This window comes from Roseibium aggregatum (assembly GCF_014692675.1).
Taxonomy (GTDB): Bacteria; Pseudomonadota; Alphaproteobacteria; order Rhizobiales; family Stappiaceae; genus Roseibium; species Roseibium aggregatum_C.
The window spans coordinates 1-26,823 of the sequence record NZ_JABFCZ010000001.1; the positions used below are offsets into that span (position 1 = coordinate 1).

A 26,823-nucleotide genomic window follows, 5' to 3' on the forward strand; every position below is an offset into this window, starting at 1 on the left:
AAAAGCCGAAGGTCGCGATTGTCGCCGTCATGCGAAAACTCATCGTTCTCGCAAATACACTCCTCTCAGAAAACCGGATCTGGTGTCCAAACCATCCTTGACACAAAACACAGATGCTCAAGGGGGGGAGAAGGGCGTATGCGGAACCGATCGGTTTCCTGATTGTTTTCCCTCTTGAACCAAAGAGACCGCCATGAGTTCACTTCCTTCCGCCAACTGGTCCTATCCGACGTCCGTACGTTTCGGCGCGGGCCGCATCAAGGAACTTCCCAAAGCGGTGATGGCCGCCGGCATGCGCAATCCGCTGCTGGTCACCGATCCGGGTCTTGCCGGCCTGCCGATGGTCGCCGACGCCATCGCCAGCCTGAAAGAGGCGGGCCTTGAGGCCGCCGTCTTTTCCGATGTGAAGCCGAACCCGCTCGGCAGCAACATTGAGGCCGGTGTGGCCGCCTTCAAGGCCGGCGGCCATGACGGCGTGATCGCCTTCGGCGGCGGCTCGGGCCTCGATGCCGGCAAGGTGATTGCCTTCATGTCCGGCCAGACCCGCCCGGTCTGGGACTTCGAGGATATCGGCGACTACTGGAAACGGGCCGACGAAGCCGGCATCGCGCCGATCGTCGCCGTACCGACCACGGCCGGAACGGGCTCCGAGGTCGGCCGCGCCGGCGTGATCTCCAACGAGGAAACCCACACCAAGAAGATCATCTTCCACCCGAAGATGCTGCCGGCGACCGTGATCTGCGATCCGGAGCTGACCGTCGGCATGCCGCGCATGATCACCGTGGGCACGGGCATGGACGCCCTCGCCCACTGCCTGGAGGCCTATTCCTCGCCGTTCTATCATCCCATGTCCGAAGGCATCGCGCTGGAAGGCATGCGGCTCGTCTTCGAAAACCTGCCGAAGGTTGCCGCAGACGGATCGGACCTGGAAGCCCGCGGCCACATGATGAGTGCGGCCGCCATGGGCGCGGTCGCCTTCCAGAAGGGCCTCGGCGCGATCCACTCGCTGTCCCATCCGGTCGGTGCGATCTACGACACCCACCACGGCATGACCAACGCGGTGTTCACGCCTTATGTGCTGCAATACAACAAGCCGGCGATCGAACAGAAATTCGAGCGGCTGGCAGGGTTCCTCGGCTTCAAGGGCGGCTATCAGGGTGTGCTCGACGCGATCCTGAAGCTGCGTGAAGACCTCGGCGTGCCGCACACGCTGGCCGGCATCAATGTGGACGGCGAAAAGCGGGAACTGATCGCGGAAATGGCCGTGGTCGATCCGACCGCCGGCGGCAATCCGGTGGAGCTTACCAAGGAAGGTGCCCTGGAAATTTTCGACAAGGCCCTGTCCGGCGAAGTCTGAAATAATCGCTAACCGAGGCCGCGGCGACGCGGCCTCAGGCTATTTTCACAATGTTGTGGCACGGACCGGCAGTGTCGTGGTTTGTCGCGCATTCGACGCGGTTCCGGCCGTTGTGCTTGGCCGCGTACATGGCCTGATCGACCAATGCGACGATCTCGTTCAGATCGCAGGAAGTCGTGATCGAAGCCACCCCGGCGCTGACGGTGGCATTGAGTGGTGAGCCGTCAAAGAACCTGTGGTCGTCGGCGAAAGCCTTGCGTACGCGTTCCGCGATAACATAGGCCGTTTCGACCGAGGCCTCCGGCAGCACCACCAGGAATTCCTCTCCGCCATAGCGGCCGAACAGGTCATTCGGGCGCAGGGTCTTCTGCACGGTGTTCGCAAAGTACACCAGGATCCGGTCACCCGCCTGATGCCCCTGCGTATCGTTGATATTCTTGAAGTGATCGAGATCGAACATCACCATGGAATAGGGTGAGCCGTCCTTGCGGCACCGTTCAAGAAGCCGCTCGGCGCCTTCGAAGAACGCCTGCCGGTTGACCGCGCCGGTCAGGCTGTCGGTCTTCGCAGCTTCCAGGATCTTCTGCTCCCTGCGATCCCGGGTCATCAGGATCACAACGACGGCCGTGCCACCGGCATAGAAGATGCTCTCGAAGTGGATCATGCCGAACCAGCTCAAAAGATCAGGCGGCCCGGTGCCCTCGAATGTACCCGTCAGCAGTTCCTGACAACCGCCCAGAAATATCACCGCATGAAGGGACAGGATAACCATCAGTGCGCGCTGCCCCTGGAGCTTCTCTTCACGGTTCGACCACAGGCTCGCGGCCGCAAGCAGCAGATAGACCGTCCAGGCGCCAAACTGGACTACAACCGACCACTTCCTGTGATCAATGTCGAAAGGCGCAACGGCGACGGCCAGCAACACGGCAAGACCCGCAACAAGAGCCGGCAAGGGAACATGCCGTCCATGAAACCGTTCCACACCCGCCCAGATCATGGCCGGTGCCAAGGTCAGCGGTATCCCTGCAATCGCGGGGAGCACCGGATTTCTCAATGCAAAACCCATGACCAGCATGGTGAGGCCGATCGCATTCGCGCCATGGGCACAGGCCCACCATAAAAGCGCCGGCAACCGGTTGAACTGAACCCACGCTCCGAACAGGCACAAGCAGGCGAACGCCGTGATCAGCGTGTTTGAAACCATGAATGTGAACGTGTCGAGGTGCATCCAAAGACCTGCCAATCCGGGCGGGGCTACCGCTACGTGAAGATAGAGAATGCGTTCATATCTGTTTCGATTGCCTTAAACATACCGGACACTGGCCGGAACAGGGCGCTTTCCCTCGGGATGGTTAGGAAAACCGAAACCAAATCATAAAACTTGTCTGTATTTCAGCATCGCCGGAACCTGCGAAGAATTTCCGGACCTGTGTCAAACTCTTCCCAAAGTGTAACGGATTGTAATTATTGACTTATCTCAACGGACACGCGGTGGAGCATGCACTATGTTCGCGGCGTCCCAAGTCGAATATTTCCGGAGCACCGCACCAATGCCCGCCATTGTTTCCCGCTATGCGACCCCGTTGATCACCGGCCTTTTTCTGGTTTCCCTGATTTCCGGTATTGCCCTGTTCTTCCACCTCGGCGGCGCCACATTCCGTGGCATGCACGAGTGGCTGAGCCTGGTTCTGATCGTGCCGTTTCTCGCCCATATCTGGAAGAACTGGCGGCCGTTCCTGAATTACTTCAAACGCTGGCCGATGGCGATCGCGCTCGCCCTGTCTGTGATCGCCTCGGTCCCATTTGCCATCCCGTCATCTGACGGAGGCACGGGCGGAAATCCGATGGTCGCCGTTGCCGGCGCTGTCCAGAACGCATCGGTCACCGCTGTTGCCGCGCTCTACAACAAGACGCCGGAGGACATGATGGACGCGCTCAAGAGCCAGGGCCTGATCGTCACGTCGCCCGACCAGACCCTGCTTGAGGTCGCAAACGCCAGCGACAAGAGCGGCCGTGACATAATCTCCGCCCTCGCCCGGGTGAAGCGCTAGGCGCGAACCGCCCGCCTCTCTACCGGGAGCGGGCGGTTTCCTTATCCGTTCCGGTAGGTTCTCGCCAGATCCCTCAACTGAAAAAGCTCGTCGTCTTCCAGATCGAGCAGTTCGAAATAGGCGGCGAGATTTTCCAGGTAATCGATGTTCGGACCGAGATAGCCTTCGGCGGCGGCGATCCGTTTCGCGGTTTCCTCCAGGCTCATGGGCGGGAGCAGGAGGGGATTGTCCCGGTTGACCAGGAACGCCATGGCCTCGACCGGACCGTGCGCGGTTTCCAGTTTCAGGAACTCCGGCTTGTAGGAGCGCAGGATCATTTCCCGGCGCCAAAGGAATTTGCTTTCTTCTTCCAGGGTTTCCGCCGCCAGGCGGAACACCAGCCCGTTGCAGGTGCCGCCGGTATCGAGCCCCGCCATCAGGCCGGGTTGTTCAGGAGTGCCGCGGCCGACTTCGGACAGAAGGCAGAAGCGACGGTGATACCCCTCCAGGCGGGCCCGTCGCACTTCAGTGAAATGGAACGCCGGATCCCACATCAAAGACCCGTAGGCGAAGACCCACATGTCCTCGTGCCATCGGCCTTCGAGCGTTTCCAGCCTCGATGCTTCCCGGTCCTCATCGCTCCTGCGCCAGTTTTCCGGCAGACCCATCGACCGCATTTCGCGGTCCATGTGGCTCAGGTCCAGGGTGCGGAAACGGGATTCGTTGGCCGGAATGATCTTGGTTGCGAGGTTCGGATGGTGACGGAACGGGTTCGCAGCGTCCTGCATATCGGGATTTACGCCTCAATCTCTTCGGGATGGCTCATTCGAAACGGGTCCGTTGGTTTTAACCAACCTTGAACGACTTGTCACAAGGCCGGAGCGGACGACACGCGCCATTCACGTTTTCTCAAACCAATTTGACCTATCAACCCGGTTTCCACGGTGCCCGGCCACATGGCTGCCCGAATTCATGGAAAAAGTATCGCCATTCGTAATTTTTACGAGCCACCAAATATCCGGCTCGAACGTGATTAACCAATTCTAAATATTACGCTCCCGCGGGTGCCGCAGGGGAAGAGTTCTGCTATGATTGACAGCGTAAAATTACCTAGATCCAGGATTTTACATGGGATGGGGTAATGGGTTTATCGGAGAGGAATACACGCGTTCGCGTTTCCTGACAGGGATCGCGAAGACAATTGCGCTCGTCTTTCTGACCGCTGCATTGCCTGCGCGCCCCGCCCTTGCCGCCATCACCGTGCCCTATGATCCGGGCACCGATCTGCGCCAGATCGCGAAGACCTACCTGGGTGACGCGGATTTGTGGCCGTCCATCCTGAAGGCCAGCGGCATTGAACGGATCACCGACCTGACGCCCGGACAGGGCCTGACCGTTCCCACGACCGAAGTTGCCGCAGCGCGGTCTGCTCTCGACACCTCCAACGCCCGGATCCAGGATGCGAATGCCGCCGGTGCGCAGGTTTTTGCCTTCGACGAGATCGACAAGGCCATCCGCCTGCATGATGACGCCTTGAGCAAGCAGAAGGCCGGCGACTGGAGCAAGACGCTGGAGCTTGCCGTCGCCGCCGAAGGCCTTGCGTCCAAGGCCTATGCGCTGGCCGAGAAAAACCGCGACCAGGCAGCCGAGGCACGGCTCAGCGACAGGCAGGGCTGGGTGGAGGGCCAGCGCCCGGAAGACCTCGGCTGGGAGGAACGGAAGATGAATGCGGTCCTGATCGAGGAAGAGAAGGTCCGCACACTATCCCGTTCAACCGCACAGATCACTTTCCGGGATTCCGGCAGGTTGCGCCTCAACGCCAATTCCCATGCCGTCATCCAGCGCATGCGTGTCGATCCGCTGAAGAAACGGGAAGACGCCAAGGTCAGCCTGGTGGAAGGCGATTTCTATGCCCTGCTCGGTGGCGATTCCGACAGGAAGACGCTGCAGGTCGATGTGCCGGACGTGAATGCGCAGATCGATTCCGGCGACTTCTGGGTCCGCCAGGATGTCAGCGGCGCCAAGTTCACCAACTATGACGACAAGCGGGTCGAAATCGCCGCCCGGGGCGACCGGGTCGATCTCGGCCGCAACGAAGGCGTGGTCATCCGCTCGGGCGAAGCGCCGCGCCAGAAGGTCGAGCTCCTGGGCACACCGGACCTGCTGGCGCCCGCCGATGACGGAGAAGTCTATAACCGGACAGCCGACCTGTCGTGGAGCCCCGTCCGGGATGCCGCCGGCTACTGGCTGGAGGTCGCCCGCGACCCGAACTTCAATCGCATGGTGGATTCCGTGTCCGCCCTGCCCGACACGTCGTTCACGCTGGAGAACCTGGATACCGGCATCTATTACTGGCGGATATCCGCCCTCGACCAGTTCGGCCTGCCGGGGCCGCGCAGCCTTTCGCACCGGTTCGACATGCGGATCGATACCGCCCCGCCCTATCTGCGCCTGGACGCACCGCTCAGCAGCGATATTCACCGCGAGGCGTCGGTCGAGGTTAAAGGCGAAAGCGAGCCGGGTGCGGAGGTTTCCGTCAACGGCGCCCCTGCCGCGGTCGACACACAGGGCGCCTATCGCCTTACCGTCACGCTGCAGCCGGGCTCGAATGTGCTGACGGTCCTGTCCCGGGATGCTGCCGGTAATGAAACCAAAGTGTCGCGGGAAGTGGTCTACATGCCCGACACCACGGCAAAAATCACCTTCAATGCCGCGATCCCCCGGCTGTCGGCCAGGCACTTCGTCACAAACGGCAACGAGATTTCCCTGTCCGGAGAGACGGAGCATGACGCCAAATTGCAGGTTCTCGACGCCGACGGTTCGGTCCGCGCCAGCGCATCGACCAACGGCGACGGCGTTTTCGCCTTCACGCTTCCGCTTAGCGCCGATGAAGGCGACTACAAGATCAGCGTGATCAGCCCGTCGGGCTTTTCCAGCCAGGACAGTTTCAAGGTCAGCATCGACCGCAATCCGCCTGCAATCGACCTCGACACGCCGCTGCCCCGCCTCACCTCGACGGAGTTTCTTGCGCTTCGCGGCACGGTGACCGACAGCCGGACGGTGCAGCTCAACGGGCGGGATATTCCGCTCAAGGACAATCGGTTCGACGAAGTCATCACCCTGAAGGAAGGGGAAAATACCATCGAGATGTCGGCCGGCGATCTCGCCGGCAACGTGACGGTCGAAACCTGGACCGTGACGCTCGACCAGAGCCCTCCGACCTATGTGAGCCATTCGATCAAACCGGGCAGCGGCGGCCGGGTGAATGTGGAAGTCAAGGCGGACGACGCGAGCGGTCTTGCGAAGGCCGCGCCGTTTACCTTGTTGTCGAATGGAACTGAAGTGGACGGCTTCTTGCGTTACAACAAGCTCAGCAAAAGTTACAGGGGCGCAGTGGCGGTCGCCTCGGCTGATATTTCGGGGGTTCGTCTTGCCGGTATCGAACTGCAGGACGATGCCGGCAACAAGATCCGGGTCCGGTTGAAATGACGGGGATGGTCGCGGGAATGTTTTCAGTCGAAGCGCGCCGCTTTAGGAATATCCGCAGGAAGAAAAAGGCTCTCGCCACCGCCCTTCTGCTTGCGCCGCTGGCAAGCGTTGCGCCGGCTTCGGCGCAGCAGGCGAAGCCGATCGACGTGCCGCTGCTGGTCACCTACGGCGCCGACGCGCCGACCCGCGAGGGCGATCCCACCCACCGGCAGATCATCTATATCGAGCTTCCCGCTTCCTTGAAGGAACGGGTCTATCTGCGCCTGTTCGACCCCGAAAGCGGCGGCGATCACGATCTTCTCTACGGACCGGCCAATTCGGAAACCCGTTTCGCGCTTTATGGCGGCGATGGCGCCTTTGCCGGGGACACGGCGGCCGCGGACAAGGACACTCCGGCGGAGATCACGGGCGGTACCCTGCTGGCGGAAAAAACCTATACCGACGATGCCCGCACCGACGGCCAATGGATCACCATGGCCCTGTTTTCGCCGGAGGAAGGCGAGAAACGCGGTGACAAGCGTATCTTCCGGCTCAACGTGGAAGGCAAAAGCGGCAATGACGGCAATCTCTACGGGGTCGCCATCAGCCTGCGCGACCGCCGCGCGGTCCCGCCCGAGGGCGTCAAGCTCTTCTCCTATGCGCCGACGATCCGCGTCCCCAACAAGACAACCCTGACCGAATTGCGGTTCCAGGTGCCGGATCAGGAAACCGAGCTTTCCATCGACAATTTCGATGCGGCCTACGGCAAGCTGAACCTGACCACCGCCTTTCGCTCGGTTCCGCTGAAACCGTCCGGCCAGGACCAGTGGCGCAGCGAGACCGTCAGGCTGCTGCCCGACGAGCAGGGCCAGCCGGCGGCGATCACACTGCAGGGCGGGTCGGAAATTCCCAATGACGCGACCTTCTACATCACGGTGAAGGCGGACAGGTTCCTGCCGCTCGACCTGCCGCCGTTCAACTGGATCCCCAACCGCCGGCCCGAAATCAAGGCTACGGCCACCTTCCTCGACGGCTGCCGTGCGGTTGCCTTCGATGCGTCCCAGACCCGCGATCCGGACGGCAACCGCCTGTCGTTCAAATGGATCTTCTCCGACGATACGGTGATGACCGGGCCGGCCGTGGTGAAGGATTACGACAAGACCGGCCACTTCAAGGAACGGCTGGAAGTCCGCGACGATTCCGGCCAGATCGGCAACGGCAGCGCCAAGACGCTGGAGGTCTCCGTCAAGCATCCGCCCGTTGCCCGGATCGAGGCGCCGGCGATTGTGGGAACCGGCGAAAGCGTCCTGTTCAACGCCGGCACCTCGTCGAGCGAAGCGGCGGATATCAGCCATTTCAACTGGCACTTCAACGACGGCTTCACGGCGCAGGGGCCGAAGGTGACCCGCGTCTTTGAGCATCCCGGCGACTATCTCGTCTCGCTCACAGTCACCGACGATTCCGGCCATCCGTGCGACAACGGCACCATCGAAATTCCGATCCGGGTCAATGCCCAACCGGTCGCCGAAGCCGGACCCGACCGGCGCACCGACGTCGGCACACGGCTGAGCTTCGATGCCGGCAAGAGCTACGACACCGACGGCAAGATCACCTCTTACCACTGGGACATGGGCGACGGAACCAAGCTCGACGGCGCCAGTGTCGGGCATGCCTTTAAAACCCCCGGCACATACGACGTCGCGCTGACCGTTCAGGACGACGCGGGCGTCAGCAACAGCAAGGCCACCGATACGGCCCAGGTGATCGTCAATGCGCCGCCGGTTCCGATCGCGGGCGACGACCGGAACGTGGCCATCGGCGAAGTGATCACCTTCGACGGCAGCCGCTCAAGAGACCCGGACGGGAAGCTGATTTCCTATCACTGGGATCTGGGCGACGGCACCAGCGCGAACGGCGAGACAATCACCTATGCCTTCGCCAAGCCGGGCACCTACCAGGTCCGCCTGTCGGTGACCGACGATTCCGGCACCAAGACCCGGGGACGGTCGGATACCCTGTCGGTCCGGGTCAATGCGCCTCCGGTGGCGGTTGCAGGCGACAATCAGGTGGTGACGGCGAGCGCGGTCCATTTCGACGGCTCAGGCTCGTCGGATGCCGATGACAGCATTTCCGACTATCACTGGGACTTCGGCGACGGCACGACCGGAACCGGCGAAACCCCGACCCATGTCTACAAGACGCCAGGTACCTACGATGTCCGCCTGACGGTCACCGATGCGTCCGGCACCATCCGCAACACCGCCTCGGACACCATGCAGGTGGTGGTGAACACGCCGCCGATCGCCGACGCGGGGCCGGACCTGATCGGCGCGCCCGGCGAGGAACTGACGTTCCAGGGCAACCGCTCCATCGATCCGGACGGAGACATTTCGGCTTACGAATGGGACTTCAAGGACGGCACGCTTGAGACCGGCGAGATTGCGACCCACGCGTTCGAGAAGCCCGGGCGGTATTTCGTCCGCCTCAAGGTGACCGACAACACCGGCCAAGCCCAGGCGGTGGACTATGACGAGGCGGAAGTCATCATCAACGCCCCGCCCGTCGCCGATGCCGGCGACGATATTCGCGTGGCGCCGGGCGAGCTGTTCACCCTGGACGCAGGCCGGTCGAGCGACAGCGACGGCACGGTCACCGACTACCGCTGGGACATTGCCGGCATGGACGAGCCCGTCTATGCAAAAACGCATGAGATGAAGTTCGACGAACCGGGCACCTACACCGCCATGTTGACGGTCTCCGACGACAGCGGCGCCGACAACAGCCTGGCGGAAGACGAGGTCACCATCCGCGTCAACCATCAGCCGACGGCGGATGCCGGACAGGACGTCTTTACCGCCAAGAGCCTCGTGATCTTCGACGGCGGCGCGTCGTCCGACCCGGACGGCGACGGCCTGAGCTACACGTGGGACTTCGGCGACGGCACCACGGCGACCGGCGCCCAGGTCGCCCACACGTTTGCGACCGGAGGCAGCTTCCCCGTGGTCCTGACCGTCAGCGACGGCACCGGTCTTGCCAACGGGACCGACCGGGATGCGCTCACTGTCACGATCAACAATCCACCCGTTGCCGTTGCCGGCGAGAACCAGAGGCTTTGCACCGGCGACATCCTGGTCCTTGACGGCAGCAAATCGTCCGATCCGGACGGCGGTGTCCTGAAATACGCCTGGGACTTCGGCGACGGTTCCGGTTCCGATATCGTCAACCCGACCAAGACCTACCGGCGCGGCGGCGTCTATCCGGTCACACTGACGGTGACCGACGATTCCGGCCTCGGCAATGCCAGCGCACGCGACCAGATCGCCGTGACCGTCGACCAGGCCCCGGTCGCGGATGCGGGCCCGGACATCAAGATCTGCGCCAATACGGAAGCGACCTTCGACGGCTCCAGGTCCTGGGATGCGGACGGCGTCGTCAACCGGTTCCTGTGGGACTTCGGTGACGGCGGATCGAGCGGCGGCGACAAGCCGAAACATACCTACCGGCGGGCCGGCACCTATCGGGCCCAGCTGACCATCGAGGGCGACCGGGTCGGCCAGTGCGACATCCGCGCCACGGATGAGGTGAATGTCGAAGTCATTGCAGCCCCGGTGCCGCTGATCGAAGCCGTATCGGCGTTTCCGGTCGGCGAGGCGGTCAGTTTCGACGGGTCGCGTTCCTATCTGGACGGCGGTGTGGTCACCGGCTGGTCCTGGGACTTCGGCGACGGCACGCTGGCCGACGGCGCCCTGCAGAAGCATGTCTTTGCCAAACCGGGCACCTACCGCGTGGCCCTGACGGTCGACAGCACGGCCAAGTCGGACGAATGCCACATGATCACCGGCTATCACCTGATCACGGTCAACGCACCGCCGGTTGCCGATGCCGGCAAGGACATCGTCGTCGGTGTCAACGAGGAATTCGTACTTGACGGCTCCGGCTCCAGCGACCCGGAAGGGGCGATTGCAAGTTACGCCTGGGATCTGGGCGACGGCGCGAAGGCTGAAGGGGTCGCCATCCGTCACCGTTACAGCAAGCCCGGCGTTTATGACGTCAAGCTGACCGTGACCGACACGGCGGGACTTTCCAATTCCAGCGCAAGCGATACGGTCACCGTGATCGTTCAGGACGGCGCCACGGCGGTTCTGGACGCACCGGACGCGGTTTGCGTCGGCGAGCAGGTTACCCTTTCGGCCGCCCGCTCCACCAGTCCGGAAGCACCGATCAGCGCCTTCAGCTGGTCCTTCGGGGACGGCACCACCGCCGATGCGGAAAAGGTCACCAGACGCTTCGTCTCGCCGGGACGGTACAACGTCTCCGTACTGGTCGACGACGGCAAGGGCCGGACGTCCAGCCAGCGGCAGGCCTCCAAGGTCATCCTGGTCAACCAGCCGCCGATCGCGGTTGCGGGACGCAATCTCAATGCCTGCCCGGGGGCGCCGGTCGCCTTCGACGCCAGCGCCTCGAGCGATCCGGACGGCAAGATCTCCCGGGCCGAGTGGGACTTCGGCGACGGCGAGACCGCGGTCGGCATGACCCCGGAACACACCTACGCCAGACCCGGCACCTATGACGTCACGCTGAAGGTGATCGACGACTCCGGTTCTTCATGCAATGCGCGCGAGGACAAGATGACTGTCATCGTCAACACGCCGCCGACGGCCGATGCCGGCCCCGACCGGGAAGTGTTCACCGGCGGTGCGAACGATGCGGAAATCTTCAGCGCCTGGCGGTCCTACGATGCCGACGGAACGGACCTGTCCCATACCTGGGACTTCGGTCCGGACGGCCAGCAGTCGGGAGAACGGGTGGCTCACAGTTTCTCCGCCCCGGGCGACTATGAGGTCAAGCTGACGGTTTCCGACGGATCCGGCCTTTCCTGCGGCACCGCTTCTGATACGATCAGGGTGAAGGTGCGGGAAAGAGAAGCTTACTAGGGGTACTTACCCTGAGCTTCATTTGGGCCCCGCACCTGTGGTGGGGACCCCTTGGAATGCGGCTGACACTTCGCAAGAAGCTTCTTCTATTCGCTGTTGCGATTGCGGTTTTACCGTTGCTGATCGCGGGCCAGACCCTGATCCGGATCGCCCGTGACGAACTGAAAAGCTCCGCCAACGACCAGCTGACGGAAACCGCCCGGCAGGTAACGACCGAAATCAACAGCGTCTACAGCAATGCGTGGGCCGCGCCGCTGTCGCTGATCGCCAATGCGGTCGACAATGAAAAATTGAGTGTCGATGCCAAGATCGCGGTCCTGACCCTCGGCATCGCGGAGCTGCCGGACATCGTCGCGCTGCAGATCACCGTGGAAGGCAGTACACGGCCCCTGCTGGTCACCCGGGAAGGCTTCTCAAAGACGCTCGATGAGGCCGGGCTCGATCCCAAGGCGGTTTTAAGGCTCAATCCGGCAACGATCGAGGACTACAGGCAGGGAAACGAAAATCTCTCCCGCCAGGTCCAGCATCTGGACGGCACCGACATATGGCTCGCCTCCATCATCCTGCCGCTGAAAAATCCGCTGAACGGCAGGCCTGCCACCCTGTCGGCCCGTATCGACATCAGCCGGATCCGGGACTTCATCGACGCCCACGCCTTCACGAAGATCGGCACGATCACCATCGTCAACAAGCACGGTCAGCGTATCTTCGCGTCCGGCGAGGATGACTTGTCCGATTTCGACATCGTCGACGAGGCGACCAACCTGCTTGCCCTGCAGACGCGGGTGATCAGCGTCAAACCCTATGCCCGGCCCGACGGCGAGGTCATGCTGGGCGCCTTTTCCTTCCCCGACCCATTCGACTGGGCGGTGATTGCGGAAAAAAGCGAGGCAGCAGCCTATTACACCATCGATGTCATGACCCGGAACCTGATCATCTGGGTGGGCGCGGGACTGCTGGTCGCCGGCCTTGGCGCGATCCTGTTCTCGCTCGGCATTTCGCGGCCGATCCTGAAAATCGGCCAGGCGGCCATCGAAGTCGGGAAGGGCAATTTCCAGGCGCGGGTCACGGGCGTGAAAAGCCGGGATGAAATCGGCGAACTTGCCGGCCGCATCAACGAGATGATCGTGCAGATCAACGAGCGCTTCCAATTGGCGAAATTCGTATCCCACGGCACCATCGACGCCATCCAGGATTCCACCGACGGCAGCGTGCGGCTCGGCGGTTCCCGCAAGCGGGCTGCGATCCTGTTCGCCGATATCCGAGGCTACACGGCCTTTTCCGAAAGCCGCGAGCCGGAAGTGGTCGTCGAGGTGCTGAACCATTATTTCGCTTACCAGGGCGAGGCAGTCGCGCGAAATAACGGCGATATCGACAAGTTCGTCGGCGACCAGATCATGGCCGTGTTCCACGGCCCCGAGATGAGTGCGGACGCGGTGCGCTGCGCGGCCGAAATCCAGGACATCATGGAGGCTTCCTCCAGGGAAAATCCGGACTGGGTACTCGATATCGGGATCGGCATCGATGTGGGCGATGTGGTCGTCGGCGCCATGGGCAGCCCGGAGCGGATGGACTACACGGTTCTGGGCGACCGCGTGAACCTGGCCGCACGCCTGTGCTCGGCAGCCGCGCCGAAGGAGACCATGATTTCCGATGCGGTCTACGAGGACATCAAGCACATGGACGAATTCGGCTTCGCGCCGCTCGCACCGATCAACGTGAAGGGCAAGTCCCAGCCGATCTCCGTTTACGCGGTGGAACTGGTCAAGCTGCCGGACGAAGAAGCTGATATGCCGGCCGATCAGGAACCGGTCGAGGAGCCGAGCCAGGCCGGGCAGTGAGGCCCATACGCGTTGCGGCTTGTCCGCGGGCAACTGATCGCGATACTCAGATCATGCTGTCGAGCAGCTCGCCCTCACCGATCCGGCCCAGCACCCGGCCCTCTTCGGCGACCAGGATCTCGGTCTCCGACTGGCGTTTCAGCTTGATGACATCGCGCAACGGTGTCGCGGCAAGACAGGTGACCGCACCTTCCGGCACCGGTGTCCGGTCGCAGGCGGACATGATGTCCTTGGCCCGCAGCACATTGAGCGGGTTCATGTGGCCGACGAAATCGGCGACATAGTCGTTGGCCGGTTTCCTGACGATTTCCTGCGGGGTGCCGAGCTGGATGACCCGCCCGCCGTCCATGATCGCGATCCGGGAACCGATCTTGGCGGCTTCGTCCAGGTCGTGGCTGACAAAAATGATCGTGCGGTTGAGGCTCGCCTGAAAGTCCAGAAGCTCGTCCTGCAGACGGTCGCGGATCAGCGGATCGAGCGCGGAAAACGGTTCGTCCATCAAGAGGACCGGCGCTTCGGTGGCAAAGGCCCGGGCCAGACCCACCCGCTGCTGCATGCCGCCGGAAAGTTCGTGCACCTGCATTCCGCCCCAGCCCTCAAGGCCGACAAGTTTAAGCTGATGAGACACCTTTTCGCGCCGCTCGGCGGGTTTCATGCCTGACAGTTCGAGACCAAAGCCGACGTTTTCGGCGACTGTCCGCCAGGGCAGGAGAGCGAATTGCTGGAACACCATGGCAATGCGGTGCCGGCGCAGCTGGCGCAATTCCTCTTGCGAACAGGTCGCCGGATTGACGGTCTTGTCGCCATTGCGGACGAGCACCTCGCCCCGGATCACCGGATTGAGGCCGTTGACGGCCCGAAGCAACGTTGACTTGCCCGATCCGGACAGGCCCATCAGGACGATCACCTCGCCCTCGTTGATATCGAACGTCGCACCGGCCACACCGAGGACCTGGCCGGTCTTGTCCTGGATTTCCGCCCGGTTCATGCCTGCATCGATCAGCGGCAAAGCGGTTTGCGGCTTGCTGCCGAAGACGATATCGACATTGTTGAAGGAAACGACCGGCTCCGTCATCAGCGCCCTCCCTCACCGGACTTCGTGCGGAAGAACCGGTCGAGCACGATGGCGACGAGGACGATGGCGACGCCAACCTCGAACCCCTTGGCGATGTTGACCGTATTCAGAGCCCGGAGCGTCGGTACGCCGAGACCGTCCGCCCCGACCAGGGCTGCGATCACCACCATGGAAAGCGACAGCATGATCGTCTGGGTGAGGCCGGCCATGATCTGCGGCAGGGCATAGGTCAGTTCCACCTTCCACAGAAGCTGGGACCTGGTCGCGCCGAAGGCCTGGCCTGCTTCCAGGAGTTGGACGGGTGTGGACGAGACACCGAGCTGGGTTAACCGGATCGGCGCTGGAATGGCGAAGATCACGGTTGCGATCAGGCCTGGAACCATGCCCAGCCCGAACAGGATCAGGGCCGGGATCAGATAGACGAAGGTCGGGATCGTCTGCATCAGGTCGAGGATCGGCCGGAGCGCGGCATAGAGTTTCGGGCGGTGCGCTGCAGCCACGCCGATCGGCACCCCGACCACCATGCAGACCACCGACGCACCGATCACAAGCGCCAGCGTTTCGGTGGTCTCTTCCCAGTAGCCCTGATTGATGATCAGCAGCAGCGAAGCCAGAACGAACAGCGGGAAGGAAATGTTGCGCCGTACGAACCAGGCCAGGCTGGTCACGGCAACGACAACGAAAAGCGGGTGCGGCGCCTGCAACACCCACAGGATCCCGTCAATCATCGCTGCGAGCGCATAGGAGATGCCATCGAAGAACCAGGCGGCGTTGTCGGTCAGCCAGTCGACGACCGCCTTGGCCCCCTTGCCGATCGGGATCTTGTTATCAGTCAGCCATTCCAATGAGATGTCCCCGCCCGTCTCAAGTCAGATCAAATCGAAATGTGAGAACGCCGGAGACGAAAAGCCTCCGGCGTCAATCGTTCGGATCAGAGGCCGAGAGCGCTTTTCACCGCAGCCATCGCATCGCCGCCGTCACGGGTGGTCACACCATCGAGCCAGGCTTCGAACGTCGCCGGATGATCCTTGAGCCAGGCCTTGGCCGCATCGGCCGGTTCCTCGCTGTCATCCAGGATCGCGCCCATGATCTCGTTTTCCATGGCGAGCGTGAATTTCTGGTTCTTCAAAAGCTTGCCGACGTTCGGGCATTCCTCGGTGTAACCGGCGCGCACGTTGGTGTAGACGGTTGCACCGCCGTAGTTCGGACCGAAATAGTCATCGCCGCCATCGAGATATGCCATATCGAAATTGGCGTTCATCGGGTGCGGTTCCCAGCCGAGGAAGACGATGTCTTCATCGCGCTTGGTGGCCCGGGCCACCTGGGCAAGCATGCCCTGCTCGGAGGATTCCACCACCTCGAATCCTTTCAGGCCGAAGGCGTCCTCGTCGATCATGCCGATGATCAGGCGGTTGCCGTCGTTGCCCGGCTCGATGCCGTAGATCTTGCCGTCCAGGCTGTCCTTGAACTTGGCGATATCGGCGAAGGACTTCAGGCCCTTGTCATAGGTGTATTTCGGCACGGCGAGCGTGTACTTGGCGCCTTCCAGGTTGACGCCGACGGTCTCGACAGACCCGTCTTCGCGATAGGGCGCAATATCGCCTTCCATGGTCGGCATCCAGTTTCCGAGGAAGACGTCAATGTCCTTGTTCTTCAGGGAAACATAGGTCACCGGTACGGACAGGATCTTGATATCCGTATCGTAGCCGAGCGCCTTTAGAACGGTCGTGGTCGCCGCCGTGGTCGCGGTGATGTCCGTCCAGCCGACATCGGAGAAGCGAACGGTCTTGCAGCTGTCAGGTTCTGCAGCGAATGCGGTGCCTGCGACCATGGCCGACAGCGCAAGACCTCCAAGAAACGCGGAAAATTTCTTCATGGTTTGATCCCCTTTTTGCATGCCCTGTTTCCGCTATTGGACAGCAAGATGCCCACCGGAAACAATGGTCTCATTTCGAATTTGCGCGTTTGTCCGCGCTTACCCCTTCGAATTGCGACAAATGAAACATCATCCATTATTTTTTACAAGTTTTCATTGATTGGCTGTTCAATTAAAATTAAGCACGGATCATACGGGAGATCGCAGATGCCCAAGATCGGTATGGAAGAAGAGCGCCGGCGCAGCCTGATTGCGGCAACCGTGGATGCCATCCACGAGAATGGATTCTGCGATGTCACCATCGCCCAGATCGCCCGCCGCGCCGGAGTCTCCGGCGGCCTTGCCCATCACTATTTCGGTTCCAAGGACCAGTTGCTGGCCGCAACCATGCGCCATCTCCTGAATGACCTGGGAGAGCAGATCCGCTCCCGCCTTGCCAGGGCGGAAACCCCTCGCGAGCGGATTTCGGCGATCATCGAGGGCAATTTCGCGCCAGAGCAGTTCCGTGAAGCGGTCATTGCCGCCTGGCTCGCATTTTACGTTCAGGCGCAGACGACGGAGACGAGCCGGCGCCTGCTGCGGATCTATGCCGCCCGGCTGGCCTCGAACCTGACCTTCAACCTCAAGGCCTTCATGCCCGCAAAGGACTCCAAACGGGTCGCCGAGGGAACCGCCTCGATGATCGACGGCGTCTGGATCCGGCGGGCACTGAAGGATGGCGCACCGGACCCGATGTCCGCGATCCGCATGGTGGAAGACTACGTCGAAGCCCAGATTTTCGTCCACCGGTCAGACACTTCAGGGGCAAGTGGAACCGCGCGATGAGCGACACTTTCGACTTCGTCATTGTCGGCGCCGGTTCGGCCGGCTGCGCGCTCGCCTACCGGCTGTCGGAAGATCCGTCCGTCTCCGTCCTGGTGCTGGAATACGGCGGCAGCGACGCCGGACCCTTCATCCAGATGCCGGCGGCCCTGTCTTATCCGATGAACATGTCCCAGTACGACTGGGGCTATGACAGCGATCCCGAACCCCATCTGGGCGGACGGCGGCTCGCGACGCCGCGCGGCAAGGTGATCGGCGGGTCGTCGTCGATCAACGGCATGGTCTATGTGCGCGGCCACGCCCGCGACTTCGACACCTGGGAAGAACTGGGCGCCGCCGGATGGGGCTTTAAAAACGTACTGCCCTATTACAAGCGCCTGGAACACGCGCACGGGGTCAGCTCCGACTGGCGCGGCACCCACGGCCCCCTGCATGTGACCCGGGGCACCAAATGGAACCCGCTGTTCGACGCCTTCGTCCAGGCCGGCGCGGAAGCCGGCTACGAGACGACACCCGATTACAACGGGCAGAAACAGGAAGGCTTCGGCGACATGGAGATGACGGTCCGCAAGGGCCGGCGCTGGTCCGCCGCCAACGCCTATCTGAAACCGGCGCTGAAACGGCAGAACGTCACGCTGATCACCGGCGCCTTCGCCCGCAGGATCCTGTTTGACGGCAAGCGGGCAGCAGGTGTCGAATACCAGGCGGGCAAGACAATCCGGTCCGTCGCCTGCCGGCGCGAAGTGATCATCTCGGCCTCCGCCATCAATTCGCCCAAGCTCCTGCTGCAGTCCGGCATCGGCCCGGCAACACAGCTTGGCGAGCACGGGATCGACGTGATCGCCGACCGCCCCGGCGTCGGAGAAAACCTGCAGGACCATCTGGAGCTTTATATCCAGCAGGCCTGCATCCAGCCGATCACGCTCTACAAGCACTGGAACCTGGTTTCCAAGGCCCTGATCGGCGCCCAGTGGCTGTTCACCGGAAAGGGGCTCGGCGCCTCCAACCAGTTCGAATCCTGCGCCTTCATCCGCTCCAAGGCGGGCGTCGACTATCCGGACATCCAGTTCCACTTCCTGCCCTTCGCCGTGCGTTATGACGGCAAGGCGGCCGCGGAAGGCCACGGATACCAGGCGCATGTGGGACCGATGCGCTCCAGGTCGCGCGGCCGGGTCAGACTGACCTCCGCCGATCCTCTGGCCAAGCCGTCGATCCTGTTCAATTACATGTCCGAGGTGAGCGACTGGCAGGATTTCAGAACCTGTATCCGCCTGACCCGGGAAATCTTCGCCCAAGAGGCCTTCGCCCCCTACCGGGGCAAGGAAATCCAGCCGGGAGCCGCCGTTCAAAGCGATGAAGACCTGGACGATTTTATCCGCGAGCACGTCGAAAGCGCCTATCATCCGTGCGGAACGTGCCGGATGGGACAGGCGAGCGACCCCATGGCCGTCGTCGACCCGGAGTGCCGGGTGATCGGTGTGGACGGGCTTCGGGTTGCCGACAGCTCGATCTTTCCGCAGATCACCAACGGCAATCTGAACGCCCCGTCGATCATGGTGGGCGAAAAAGCGGCCGACCACATTCTCGGCAAGGATCCCCTGCCCGCCTCCAATGCGGAACCGTGGATCCATCCGGAATGGGAAACGCACCAGCGGTAGCGACCGCGTTTCGGCGAAAACAACGAGCGAACGCAAGAAGACGCAGATGCGCGCACAGCCCAAAGCCTCCCACTATATCGGCGGCCGGTATGTCGAGAGCCCGGAGGGGCATCCCTTCCCGTCGATCTATCCGGCAACCGGAGAAGCAATCGCCTCGCTTTATGGCGCCGACGAAAAAACCGTCGAGGCGGCAGTCAGCGCCGCCGTCGAAGGGCAAAAGATCTGGGCGGCCACGGCACCGGCGGAACGCGGGCGCGTCCTGCGCCGGGCCGCCGGGCTGATACGCGAGCGCAACCGGGATCTTTCGATCCTGGAAACGCTCGACACCGGCAAGCCCCTGCAGGAAACGCTGATTGCCGATGCGGCCTCGGGCGCCGACTGCCTTGAGTATTTCGGCGGGCTGGCGGCAACGCTCGCCGGCGAGCATATCGATCTGGGCGGGTCCTTTGCCTACACCAAGCGGGAACCGCTCGGGATCTGTGTCGGCATCGGCGCGTGGAATTATCCGATCCAGATCGCCTGCTGGAAGGCCGCACCCGCCCTTGTCTGCGGCAACGCCATGATCTTCAAGCCTTCCGAGGTCACACCGCTCACCGCATTGAAACTCGCCGAAATCCTGACCGAGGCGGGCCTGCCGGACGGGGTGTTCAACGTGGTACAGGGCTACGGCGATGTCGGCGCGCAGCTCGTCTCGCATCCGGCAGTCGCAAAGGTGTCCCTGACCGGCTCGGTTCCGACCGGCGCCAAGGTCGCAGCCCTTGCCGGCGAGCACCTGAAAAAGACGACGCTGGAGCTGGGCGGCAAGTCGCCGCTGATCGTTTTCGACGATGCCGACATCGACAACGCGGTCTCGGCGGCAATCAACGCCAACTTCTATTCCAGCGGCCAGATCTGCTCCAACGGCACCCGTGTCTTCGTGCACAGCGCAATCCGGGACAGGTTCCTGTCCCGGCTGGCGGAACGGACGGCCAATGCCGTTCTCGGCGATCCGCTCGACGAGGCGACCAGTATCGGGCCGCTGGTGTCGAAACCGCAGCTCGACAAGGTGCTGGGCTACATGATGATCGGCCAGGAGGAAGGCGCACGGCTTGTCTGCGGCGGCAAACGGGCGGATATTCCCGCCTTCTCCGATGGCCTCTTCGTCGAGCCGACCGTCTTTGCCGACGTGACCGACGGCATGCGCATTGCCCGCGAAGAGATCTTCGGGCCGGTCATGTGCGTTCTAGACTTTTCCGACGAGGCCGACGTGATCGCGCGCGCCAATGACACCGAGTTCGGCCTGGCCGCCGGCGTTTTCACCAGGGACATCCAACGGGCCCACCGGGTGATCGACGCGCTGCAGGCCGGCACCTGCTGGATCAACACCTACAATCTGACCCCGGTCGAAATGCCGTTCGGCGGCTACAAGAAATCGGGCATGGGCCGCGAGAACGGCCACGCGGCCATCGAGCATCACAGCCAGATCAAGAGCGTCTACGTTGAAATGGGCGGGGTCGAGGCTGCGTTTTAGGTCCTGACCCTAAGCTCCACCGGCGCGGAGCGCCGGTCGGGGGCTGCTGGCCGCGGGGGCTGTTTCGCCGCGTCTGTAGGCCTTGGGCGACACCCCGAACCAGGTCTTCGCGGCCCGGGAAAAGGTGCTCAATTCGGAGTAGCCAAGCAAATAGGCGATCTCGCTCAGTTGCAGCTTGCCTTCCTTCAGATACTGTTCGGCAAGGACCTTTCGTACCCGGTCGACGGCCTGCCGGAAGGTCTGGCCGTTTTCCTCCATTTTCCGTTGCAGCGCCCGTTTCGACATCGCCATTTTCCGGGCGACAGTCTCGAGAGACGGATCGCCCTCTTTCAGGGCTTCGTTTATCGCGCGGGAGATATTGTCCAGGTGATTTTCTTCGATGTGCTTGCCGGAGAGCCTGGCAAGCGCCGTTTTCTCGACCAGTTGATACAGATTTTCCTCTGCCCCCAAAGGCGCGACGTTCATCACCTCAAGCGGAATACCGATACGGTCTTCCTCGCAGCCGAACCGGATGTTTCTGCCCAGGATCCTGCGATAGGTCTCGATTTCACGGGGCCTGACCTGGGTAAAGTCGAAACTCAGTTCCACTTCCATCCCGCCCAGCATGTGCCTGATCCGGCTTGCCGCAAAGGACATCGCCTTCGCGGTCAACTGAGTGCGGGGGCCATACAGATTGCTGATCTGCAGGGACAGGTAGCGTTTCCCGTTCTCGTCGCTGAGCGAACTCTGCGTGATATTGGAAAGGATCCGTTCGAAACGTCGCCAATTCTCCAGGGACTGGGCAATGGTCGGCGCGGTGAGCGCCACATAGTCGAAAACCTTGACCGTTCCGACAGGCACCTGAGATCCCAAGGTCACGCCGATGGCGTCGTTTCCGGTGACCCTGGCGAGATACTCGTGAATTTCAAGGTACACTTCCGATGACGCGACACCTTCCGGATCATCGGTCACCTTGGGATCGAATCCGATTTCGCTTGCCACGTCGCCCCAGTCGAAACCCAGAGCTTCGAGCTGAGCCCGGGTACTTACGAGCAACTGCGCGTAAATCTTTCCAGGTGACTTGGCCATGGGCTCCCCCGGCGCCGGATCGAACGAAAACGATCTCCAAACGCTAGCCCCGGCCCAGTTCGCATGTCAAACAATTCGGCGCGTTGCGACAAATTTCATGTCACATTACGCCAAGTTTTTCCTCCTGCCCCGCGCGACATTTTTTGCAGCCTTCCCTGCGGCAGACAGCTATAAGCCGACACTATGCGAGATCTGGATGTCCTGATAATCGGCGCCGGCGCGGCCGGGCTCATGTGCGCCATCGAGGCGGCCAAGCGCGGGCGGCGGACGCTCGTCATCGACCATGCGAAGAAGCCGGCCGAAAAGATCCGGATTTCCGGCGGCGGCCGTTGTAATTTCACCAATCTTCACTGCAGGCCGCAGAACTTCCTGTCGCAAAATCCGCGGTTCTGCATCTCGGCCCTGAAGCGCTACACCCAGCACGATTTCCTGGCGCTCGTCGACCGGCACCGCATCGGCTGGCACGAGAAAACCCTTGGCCAGCTCTTTTGCAACGACAGCGCCAGGGACATCATCGACCTGCTGCTTTCGGAACTCGACAAGGCTGGGGCCGCATTGAAGCTGGAAACCTCCGTAACCGGCCTCTCGAAGCCCGATGACAGGTTTTCCGTCGAAACCAACCATGAAACCATCCGTGCGAGGTCGTTGGTGATCGCCACCGGCGGACCGTCGATCCCGAAGATGGGCGCGACCGGTTTCGGCTATGACGTGGCAAAGCGCTTCGGCCTGAATGTGGTTCCGCCGCGCCCCGCACTCGTGCCGCTCACCTTTTCCGACGCCAACAAGGCGCTGTGCGCGAAGCTTGCAGGCGTTTCCGTGGACGCCGTCGTCTCCTTCCAGAAGACCCTTTTCCGCGAAGGCCTGCTTTTTACCCACCGGGGGCTGTCGGGCCCGTCGATCCTGCAGATTTCCTCCTACTGGCAGGAGGGCAAGCCGATCACGGTGAACCTGGCGCCGGAACAGGATGCCTTTGAAACCCTGCGCGCGGCGCGGACGGAAACGCCGAAGCAGGATCTGAAAACCGCCCTTGCCGCTTTCCTGCCCAAACGCCTGGCGGACGAACTGGCCGCGGAGTTCAAGCTCACAGGCCGGCTGGCGGATTGTTCCGACAAGGTGCTCCGCCGCGCCGGTGACCTTATCAACCGCTGGCAACTGGTACCGGCCGGCACGGAAGGCTACCGCACGGCGGAAGTCACGCTCGGCGGTGTCGATACGAAGGACCTCTCGTCCAGGACCTTCGAAGCGGCAAAGGTTCCCGGCCTTCATTTCATCGGCGAAGTGGTCGACGTCACCGGTCATCTCGGCGGGTTCAATTTCCAGTGGGCGTGGTCGTCGGGACATGCCGCGGGACAGGCCGTTTAGTAAAAAATGCTGCTTTGCACAATAAATGGATGACCGTACCTCAGATGCCGTTATACTCGGCAAAAAGCGGGATGTATCGGGGAGCATTCATGAAACGGGTAACGATCCACGATGTGGCGGAAAAGGCCGGTGTCAGCCTTGCCACCGTTGACCGTGTAATGAACGGCCGTTCGGGCGTACGCAAGATCACCATCGAGAAGGTGCAGGCCGCCGCCGACGAATTGAACTATACGCGGGACATCTTCGCCGCCAATCTCGCCAAGAAGCGCAATTACCGGTTCCAGTTCCTGATCCCCAACGGCCCGAACGCCTTCATGGAGGACCTCAACCAGGAAGCGCGCAAGCATGCCGAAACGCTTCTGCGCGAGCGCGTCGACATTCACATCGAACCGATCGACGCCTTCGACGCGCATCGGGTTGCGGGAACGCTGGCGATCCTGGACAAGTCGGTCTGCGACGGGGTCGCCGTGGTCGCTCCCGCCTTTCCCGAGGTGCGGGCTGCCATCGACCGGCTGCAGGACCGCGGCGTGCACGTGGTCACGCTGGTGTCCGACCACCCTGCCTCCATGCGCCGGCGGTTCATCGGCATCGACAACATGGCCGCCGGGCGCGCGGCCGGCCGGCTTATGGGCCGGTTCCTGCCGAAGGCGCCGGGGAAGATCGCCGTGATCGCCGGCTCCCTCGGCTTGCGCGACCACGCGGAGCGGCATACGGGCTTCGCGAAAGTGCTCTCGGACGAGTTCCCGCATCTGGACTTGTTGAAGGTCCGCGAAGGGCGTGACGACAACGGCAAGAACGAGGATATCGTCGGCAAGCTCCTATCGGAGCATCCCGATCTCCCCGGGTTCTACAACATCGGCGCCGGCAATCGCGGCGTGATCGCGGCCCTGGAAAAAAGCGCCCGCGCCCGGGACATCACCTTTATCGGCCACGAGCTGACGCCCTACACCCGGGCTGCGCTCCTCAACGGAACCATGGATGCGCTCATCGCCCAGAATGCGGGGCACGAAGTGCGCAGCGCGACCCGCATCCTGAAAGCGCTGTGCGACGGCACGCCCGTTCTCGACGACCAGGAAACCATCGGCATCGACATTTTCATGAAGGACAATCTGCCCGACCAGCCTTAGGGTGCGGATTTTGCTCAGGCCGTTTTTTGAAACTTAAATATTCAAAAAACTGGAATTTTGGGCTAAAAGGTGGGTCTGACACTCAAATATAACCGTTGACGATCCCCGTCCGAGCGACCATATCTATTGCCATGCGCCTGACTCAACAAACCAACTACGCCGTCCGTGCTCTCATGTATTGCGCGGTCAACAACGACAAGCCGAGCAAGGTTGCCGATATTGCGGCCAGCTTCGACATGTCGGAGACGCATCTTTTCAAGATCATGAAGGTTCTCGTCGACGCGAACCTGATCAAGACCATCCGCGGGCGCAACGGCGGTGTCATGCTGGCCCGGCCGGCATCGGAAATCACTGTCGGCGAAGTCGTGCGCGCGGCGGAAGAAAGCTTCCTCTTGGCCGAGTGTTTCGACAGCGGCCGCAAGGATTGCCCGCTGATCCTGTCCTGCGGTTTCAACGGCCTGCTTCATGAAGCGCTCGAAGCCTTCATGGACGTGCTCGATACCAAGACGATCGCAGATCTGGCCGAAGACCGCATGAGCATGCGCGATCTGTTGAAGATCGAAACCGGCCAGCCCATGGCTGCCACCAACTAACGCTTTTCCATTTTCCGGATTGTTTTGAGGTGACCTGCCGCAGGCGATGCGGCGGGGGATATTTTGCGTCTGAATGCGGCCAAATGAACCGCCCTTCCCGCCTTTGAAGAAATGTCCTGGCTGGCTTACCGCTGAGGGAGAGGAGAGGGCGGTTGGCTTGCCGGACATTTCGGCTTGTTCAGCCGGCCTGAGCGGCTTGCAGAGGACGCGAATTCCGCTTCGCCGCAAATCAGGCATTGCCTTCATACTTAAACTTGAGTATCTGTGTCAAGTATAAAGCTGAGTTAAAAACTCAACTTTATAACGTTTCTAATCTTTTGAAATATCGGGTATTTTCGATGCAGACCTCGAAACCGCGCCGTGAAAGGCTCTCGCTTCCTTCCCCCCGCAGGGCGTCCGACGCCCCCGGCCAACCGGGGTCGGACATGCTGGACACCAGAACCCTTTTCAAAGGCAGGCGGGAACTGAAGATCCTGCATAATTCCGATACCTACCGGCTGACCATCACCAAGCTCGGCAAGCTCATTCTCACCAAATAGCGGGACCGGATGAACGCCCCTCCCCGGTCAATGTCGCCTGCGGACAAGAAAAGTCCGCTCCGCGCGGGTGACGCGGGGCCAAAAGCGGGCCATGATTGCATGATCGGTTCCTGCGAAATGGTCGCGCATGTTCATCAGTGTCTTCGACATCTTCAAAATCGGCATCGGCCCGTCCAGTTCCCACACGGTCGGTCCCATGGTCGCGGTCCGCCGCTTTCTGGACCGCGTTGCCGACCTGCCGGAGGTGGAGGCCCGCGCAAAGCGGATCACGGTCACGCTGCACGGGTCGCTGGCCTTTACCGGCAAGGGCCACGCCACCGATCACGCGGTGTGTCTGGGCCTGATGGGCGCAACACCGGACACGCTCGATCCGGACCAAGTCGCGCCGATGCTGGAGAAGCTCGGCCAGGAGAAACGGCTTACGCCCGACGGCCTGCCGCCGCTTGATTTCGACCCGGAAACCGATGTCGTTTTCGATTACGGGCCGCCTCTGGAAGCGCATTCCAACGGCATGACCTTCCGCCTGCTCGGCGCCGATGGCGAGATGATCGACGAATTCGTCTATTATTCCATCGGCGGCGGCTTCGTCGTCACCGAGGCGGAAATGCGCAACACCCGCAATGCGCGGGACGAACTGAAGAACCAGGACGTCCCCTACCCTTTCGCCTCGGCGAAACAGATGCTGGAGATGGGCTGCCGGTCCGGCTGCAGCATCGCGGAGATGAAGCTTGCCAACGAATGCGCCGAATCGTCCCCGGAGGAAGTGAATGCCGGGCTGGACCGTATCTGGTCCGCCATGGACGCCTGCATCAACCGGGGCATCTCCGGACACGGTATCCTGCCGGGCGGGCTCAAGGTGAAGCGCCGGGCGGGCGAGATCTATCAAAAGCTCATCCGCGAGGGGCGCACCAACCAGCCCTATGAGCACACGGTCATGGACTGGCTCGGCGTCTATGCCATGGCGGTCAACGAGGAAAACGCCTCCGGCGGGCGGGTCGTCACCGCGCCGACCAACGGGGCGGCCGGTGTCATCCCCGCCGTCACCCGCTACTATCTCGACCATTGCCCGCACGCCAACCAGGAAGGTATCCGCATCTTCCTGCTGACGGCGGCCGCCATTGGCGGCATCATCAAGGCCAATGCCTCGATCTCCGGTGCCGAGGTCGGCTGCCAGGGCGAGGTCGGGTCTGCCTCGGCCATGGCCGCGGCCGGTCTGTGCGCAGCACTTGGCGGCAGCAACGAGCAGGTTGAAAACGCCGCCGAGATCGCGCTAGAACATCACCTCGGCATGACCTGCGACCCGATCGCAGGCCTCGTCCAGGTGCCCTGCATCGAGCGCAACGCCCTTGGCGCCGTCAAGGCGGTCACCGCGGCCTCTTTGGCGCTGCGCGGCGACGGCAGCCATTTCGTGCCGCTGGACGGCTGCATCGAGACCATGCGCCAGACCGGTCTCGACATGCGCGACCAGTACAAGGAAACCTCCACGGGCGGACTCGCGGTGAATATCGTCGAGTGCTGAGCGCCGCGCCCTTTCGAAATCGCCTTACGCTTCCATGTCTTAGC

19 protein-coding genes and 1 pseudogene are annotated in these 26,823 nt (G+C 62.1%); 14 read left to right on the top strand and 6 right to left on the bottom strand.

The window, feature by feature from the left end:
• Positions 1 to 101 (top strand): annotated as a pseudogene (locus HK439_RS26740) (IS110 family transposase); the annotation flags it as partial.
• A gap of 92 nt (positions 102 to 193) precedes the next feature.
• Positions 194 to 1,357 carry an iron-containing alcohol dehydrogenase gene (locus tag HK439_RS00005; protein WP_190289311.1) on the top strand — a complete coding sequence of 388 codons (1,164 nt, stop codon included), beginning with the start codon at positions 194 to 196 and terminating at the stop codon, positions 1,355 to 1,357.
• Between the two features lie 34 nt (positions 1,358 to 1,391).
• Here HK439_RS00005 and HK439_RS00010 read toward each other — a convergent pair whose 3' ends face one another.
• Positions 1,392 to 2,585, bottom strand: a complete 1,194-nt coding sequence (locus HK439_RS00010; RefSeq protein WP_190289312.1) for a GGDEF domain-containing protein — start codon at positions 2,583 to 2,585, stop codon at positions 1,392 to 1,394.
• 322 nt (positions 2,586 to 2,907) lie between these two features.
• On the opposite strand from HK439_RS00010, the gene HK439_RS00015 reads away from it, so the two are divergent.
• Positions 2,908 to 3,408 (top strand): DUF4405 domain-containing protein, encoded by a 501-nt coding sequence (locus tag HK439_RS00015; protein ID WP_190289313.1) that lies wholly within the window; start codon positions 2,908 to 2,910, stop codon positions 3,406 to 3,408.
• A 41-nt stretch (positions 3,409 to 3,449) separates the two neighbouring features.
• Here the strand turns inward: HK439_RS00015 and HK439_RS00020 are convergent, their stop codons facing one another.
• Positions 3,450 to 4,175: a gamma-glutamylcyclotransferase gene (locus HK439_RS00020; protein WP_190289314.1), complete on the bottom strand. Its 726-nt coding sequence runs from the start codon at positions 4,173 to 4,175 to the stop codon at positions 3,450 to 3,452.
• Between the two features lie 340 nt (positions 4,176 to 4,515).
• Here HK439_RS00020 and HK439_RS00025 point away from each other — a divergent pair, with 340 nt between their 5' ends.
• The 3 genes from HK439_RS00025 to HK439_RS00035 are packed head-to-tail and all read left to right on the top strand — an operon-like array spanning position 4,516 to position 13,630.
• Positions 4,516 to 6,876, top strand: a complete 2,361-nt coding sequence (locus HK439_RS00025) for a FecR domain-containing protein (RefSeq protein WP_190289315.1) — start codon at positions 4,516 to 4,518, stop codon at positions 6,874 to 6,876.
• 17 nt (positions 6,877 to 6,893) lie between these two features.
• Complete coding sequence (locus HK439_RS00030) at positions 6,894 to 11,789, top strand: PKD domain-containing protein (RefSeq protein WP_190289316.1); 4,896 nt, start codon at positions 6,894 to 6,896, stop codon at positions 11,787 to 11,789.
• Positions 11,790 to 11,845: 56 nt separating this feature from the next.
• Positions 11,846 to 13,630 (top strand): adenylate/guanylate cyclase domain-containing protein, encoded by a 1,785-nt coding sequence (locus tag HK439_RS00035; protein ID WP_190289317.1) that lies wholly within the window; start codon positions 11,846 to 11,848, stop codon positions 13,628 to 13,630.
• A gap of 46 nt (positions 13,631 to 13,676) precedes the next feature.
• On the opposite strand, the gene choV is transcribed toward HK439_RS00035, so the two are convergent.
• The 3 genes from choV to HK439_RS00050 form a co-directional block, all read right to left on the bottom strand.
• A complete protein-coding gene (gene choV, locus HK439_RS00040; RefSeq protein ID WP_190289318.1) occupies positions 13,677 to 14,705 on the bottom strand; it encodes a choline ABC transporter ATP-binding protein in 1,029 nt (342 codons plus the stop codon).
• A complete protein-coding gene (gene choW / locus HK439_RS00045) occupies positions 14,705 to 15,550 on the bottom strand; it encodes a choline ABC transporter permease subunit (protein ID WP_190289319.1) in 846 nt (281 codons plus the stop codon). Before choW ends, choV begins: the two co-directional genes overlap by 1 nt.
• 86 nt (positions 15,551 to 15,636) lie before the next feature.
• Positions 15,637 to 16,581, bottom strand: coding sequence for a choline ABC transporter substrate-binding protein (locus tag HK439_RS00050; protein WP_190289320.1), 945 nt, complete (start codon positions 16,579 to 16,581; stop codon positions 15,637 to 15,639).
• 207 nt (positions 16,582 to 16,788) lie between these two features.
• Here HK439_RS00050 and betI point away from each other — a divergent pair, with 207 nt between their 5' ends.
• The 3 genes from betI to betB are packed head-to-tail and all read left to right on the top strand — an operon-like array spanning position 16,789 to position 20,571.
• Positions 16,789 to 17,406, top strand: a complete 618-nt coding sequence (gene betI, locus HK439_RS00055) for a transcriptional regulator BetI (protein ID WP_190289321.1) — start codon at positions 16,789 to 16,791, stop codon at positions 17,404 to 17,406.
• Entirely contained in the window at positions 17,403 to 19,061 is a 1,659-nt protein-coding gene (gene betA, locus HK439_RS00060; RefSeq protein ID WP_190289322.1) for a choline dehydrogenase, read from the top strand. The genes betI and betA overlap by 4 nt, the downstream gene beginning before the upstream one ends.
• A 46-nt stretch (positions 19,062 to 19,107) precedes the next feature.
• Entirely contained in the window at positions 19,108 to 20,571 is a 1,464-nt protein-coding gene (betB, locus tag HK439_RS00065) for a betaine-aldehyde dehydrogenase (protein WP_190289323.1), read from the top strand.
• Between the two features lie 9 nt (positions 20,572 to 20,580).
• Here the strand turns inward: betB and HK439_RS00070 are convergent, their stop codons facing one another.
• Positions 20,581 to 21,639: an AraC family transcriptional regulator gene (locus tag HK439_RS00070; protein ID WP_190289324.1), complete on the bottom strand. Its 1,059-nt coding sequence runs from the start codon at positions 21,637 to 21,639 to the stop codon at positions 20,581 to 20,583.
• A 183-nt stretch (positions 21,640 to 21,822) separates the two neighbouring features.
• Here HK439_RS00070 and HK439_RS00075 point away from each other — a divergent pair, with 183 nt between their 5' ends.
• The 5 genes from HK439_RS00075 to HK439_RS00095 all read left to right on the top strand — a co-directional run bounded on the left by HK439_RS00075 (position 21,823) and on the right by HK439_RS00095 (position 26,779).
• Positions 21,823 to 23,001 (top strand): NAD(P)/FAD-dependent oxidoreductase, encoded by a 1,179-nt coding sequence (locus HK439_RS00075; RefSeq protein WP_190289325.1) that lies wholly within the window; start codon positions 21,823 to 21,825, stop codon positions 22,999 to 23,001.
• A gap of 89 nt (positions 23,002 to 23,090) precedes the next feature.
• On the top strand, positions 23,091 to 24,128 hold the full coding sequence (locus HK439_RS00080; protein WP_190289326.1) for a LacI family DNA-binding transcriptional regulator: 1,038 nt from the start codon (positions 23,091 to 23,093) through the stop codon (positions 24,126 to 24,128).
• 131 nt (positions 24,129 to 24,259) lie between these two features.
• Positions 24,260 to 24,721, top strand: coding sequence for an iron-responsive transcriptional regulator RirA (gene rirA / locus HK439_RS00085; protein WP_190289327.1), 462 nt, complete (start codon positions 24,260 to 24,262; stop codon positions 24,719 to 24,721).
• 425 nt (positions 24,722 to 25,146) lie between these two features.
• Positions 25,147 to 25,260, top strand: a complete 114-nt coding sequence (gene hemP, locus HK439_RS27195) for a hemin uptake protein HemP (RefSeq protein ID WP_209011469.1) — start codon at positions 25,147 to 25,149, stop codon at positions 25,258 to 25,260.
• Between the two features lie 127 nt (positions 25,261 to 25,387).
• Entirely contained in the window at positions 25,388 to 26,779 is a 1,392-nt protein-coding gene (locus HK439_RS00095) for an L-serine ammonia-lyase (RefSeq protein WP_190289329.1), read from the top strand.
• Positions 26,780 to 26,823 lie beyond the last annotated feature (44 nt).

Excerpts from the sequence above, each read along its gene's own strand:
- HK439_RS00005 (WP_190289311.1), top strand. The coding sequence starts at position 194 with ATGAGTTCACTTCCTTCCGCCAACTGGTCCTATCCGACGTCCGTACGT.
- HK439_RS00010 (WP_190289312.1), bottom strand. The coding sequence starts at position 2,585 with ATGCACCTCGACACGTTCACATTCATGGTTTCAAACACGCTGATCACG.
- HK439_RS00015 (WP_190289313.1), top strand. The coding sequence starts at position 2,908 with ATGCCCGCCATTGTTTCCCGCTATGCGACCCCGTTGATCACCGGCCTT.
- HK439_RS00020 (WP_190289314.1), bottom strand. The coding sequence starts at position 4,175 with ATGCAGGACGCTGCGAACCCGTTCCGTCACCATCCGAACCTCGCAACC.
- HK439_RS00025 (WP_190289315.1), top strand. The coding sequence starts at position 4,516 with ATGGGATGGGGTAATGGGTTTATCGGAGAGGAATACACGCGTTCGCGT.
- HK439_RS00030 (WP_190289316.1), top strand. The coding sequence starts at position 6,894 with ATGTTTTCAGTCGAAGCGCGCCGCTTTAGGAATATCCGCAGGAAGAAA.
- HK439_RS00035 (WP_190289317.1), top strand. The coding sequence starts at position 11,846 with ATGCGGCTGACACTTCGCAAGAAGCTTCTTCTATTCGCTGTTGCGATT.
- choV (WP_190289318.1), bottom strand. The coding sequence starts at position 14,705 with ATGACGGAGCCGGTCGTTTCCTTCAACAATGTCGATATCGTCTTCGGC.
- HK439_RS00050 (WP_190289320.1), bottom strand. The coding sequence starts at position 16,581 with ATGAAGAAATTTTCCGCGTTTCTTGGAGGTCTTGCGCTGTCGGCCATG.
- betI (WP_190289321.1), top strand. The coding sequence starts at position 16,789 with ATGCCCAAGATCGGTATGGAAGAAGAGCGCCGGCGCAGCCTGATTGCG.
- betA (WP_190289322.1), top strand. The coding sequence starts at position 17,403 with ATGAGCGACACTTTCGACTTCGTCATTGTCGGCGCCGGTTCGGCCGGC.
- betB (WP_190289323.1), top strand. The coding sequence starts at position 19,108 with ATGCGCGCACAGCCCAAAGCCTCCCACTATATCGGCGGCCGGTATGTC.
- HK439_RS00070 (WP_190289324.1), bottom strand. The coding sequence starts at position 21,639 with ATGGCCAAGTCACCTGGAAAGATTTACGCGCAGTTGCTCGTAAGTACC.
- HK439_RS00075 (WP_190289325.1), top strand. The coding sequence starts at position 21,823 with ATGCGAGATCTGGATGTCCTGATAATCGGCGCCGGCGCGGCCGGGCTC.
- HK439_RS00080 (WP_190289326.1), top strand. The coding sequence starts at position 23,091 with ATGAAACGGGTAACGATCCACGATGTGGCGGAAAAGGCCGGTGTCAGC.
- rirA (WP_190289327.1), top strand. The coding sequence starts at position 24,260 with ATGCGCCTGACTCAACAAACCAACTACGCCGTCCGTGCTCTCATGTAT.
- hemP (WP_209011469.1), top strand. The coding sequence starts at position 25,147 with ATGCTGGACACCAGAACCCTTTTCAAAGGCAGGCGGGAACTGAAGATC.
- HK439_RS00095 (WP_190289329.1), top strand. The coding sequence starts at position 25,388 with ATGTTCATCAGTGTCTTCGACATCTTCAAAATCGGCATCGGCCCGTCC.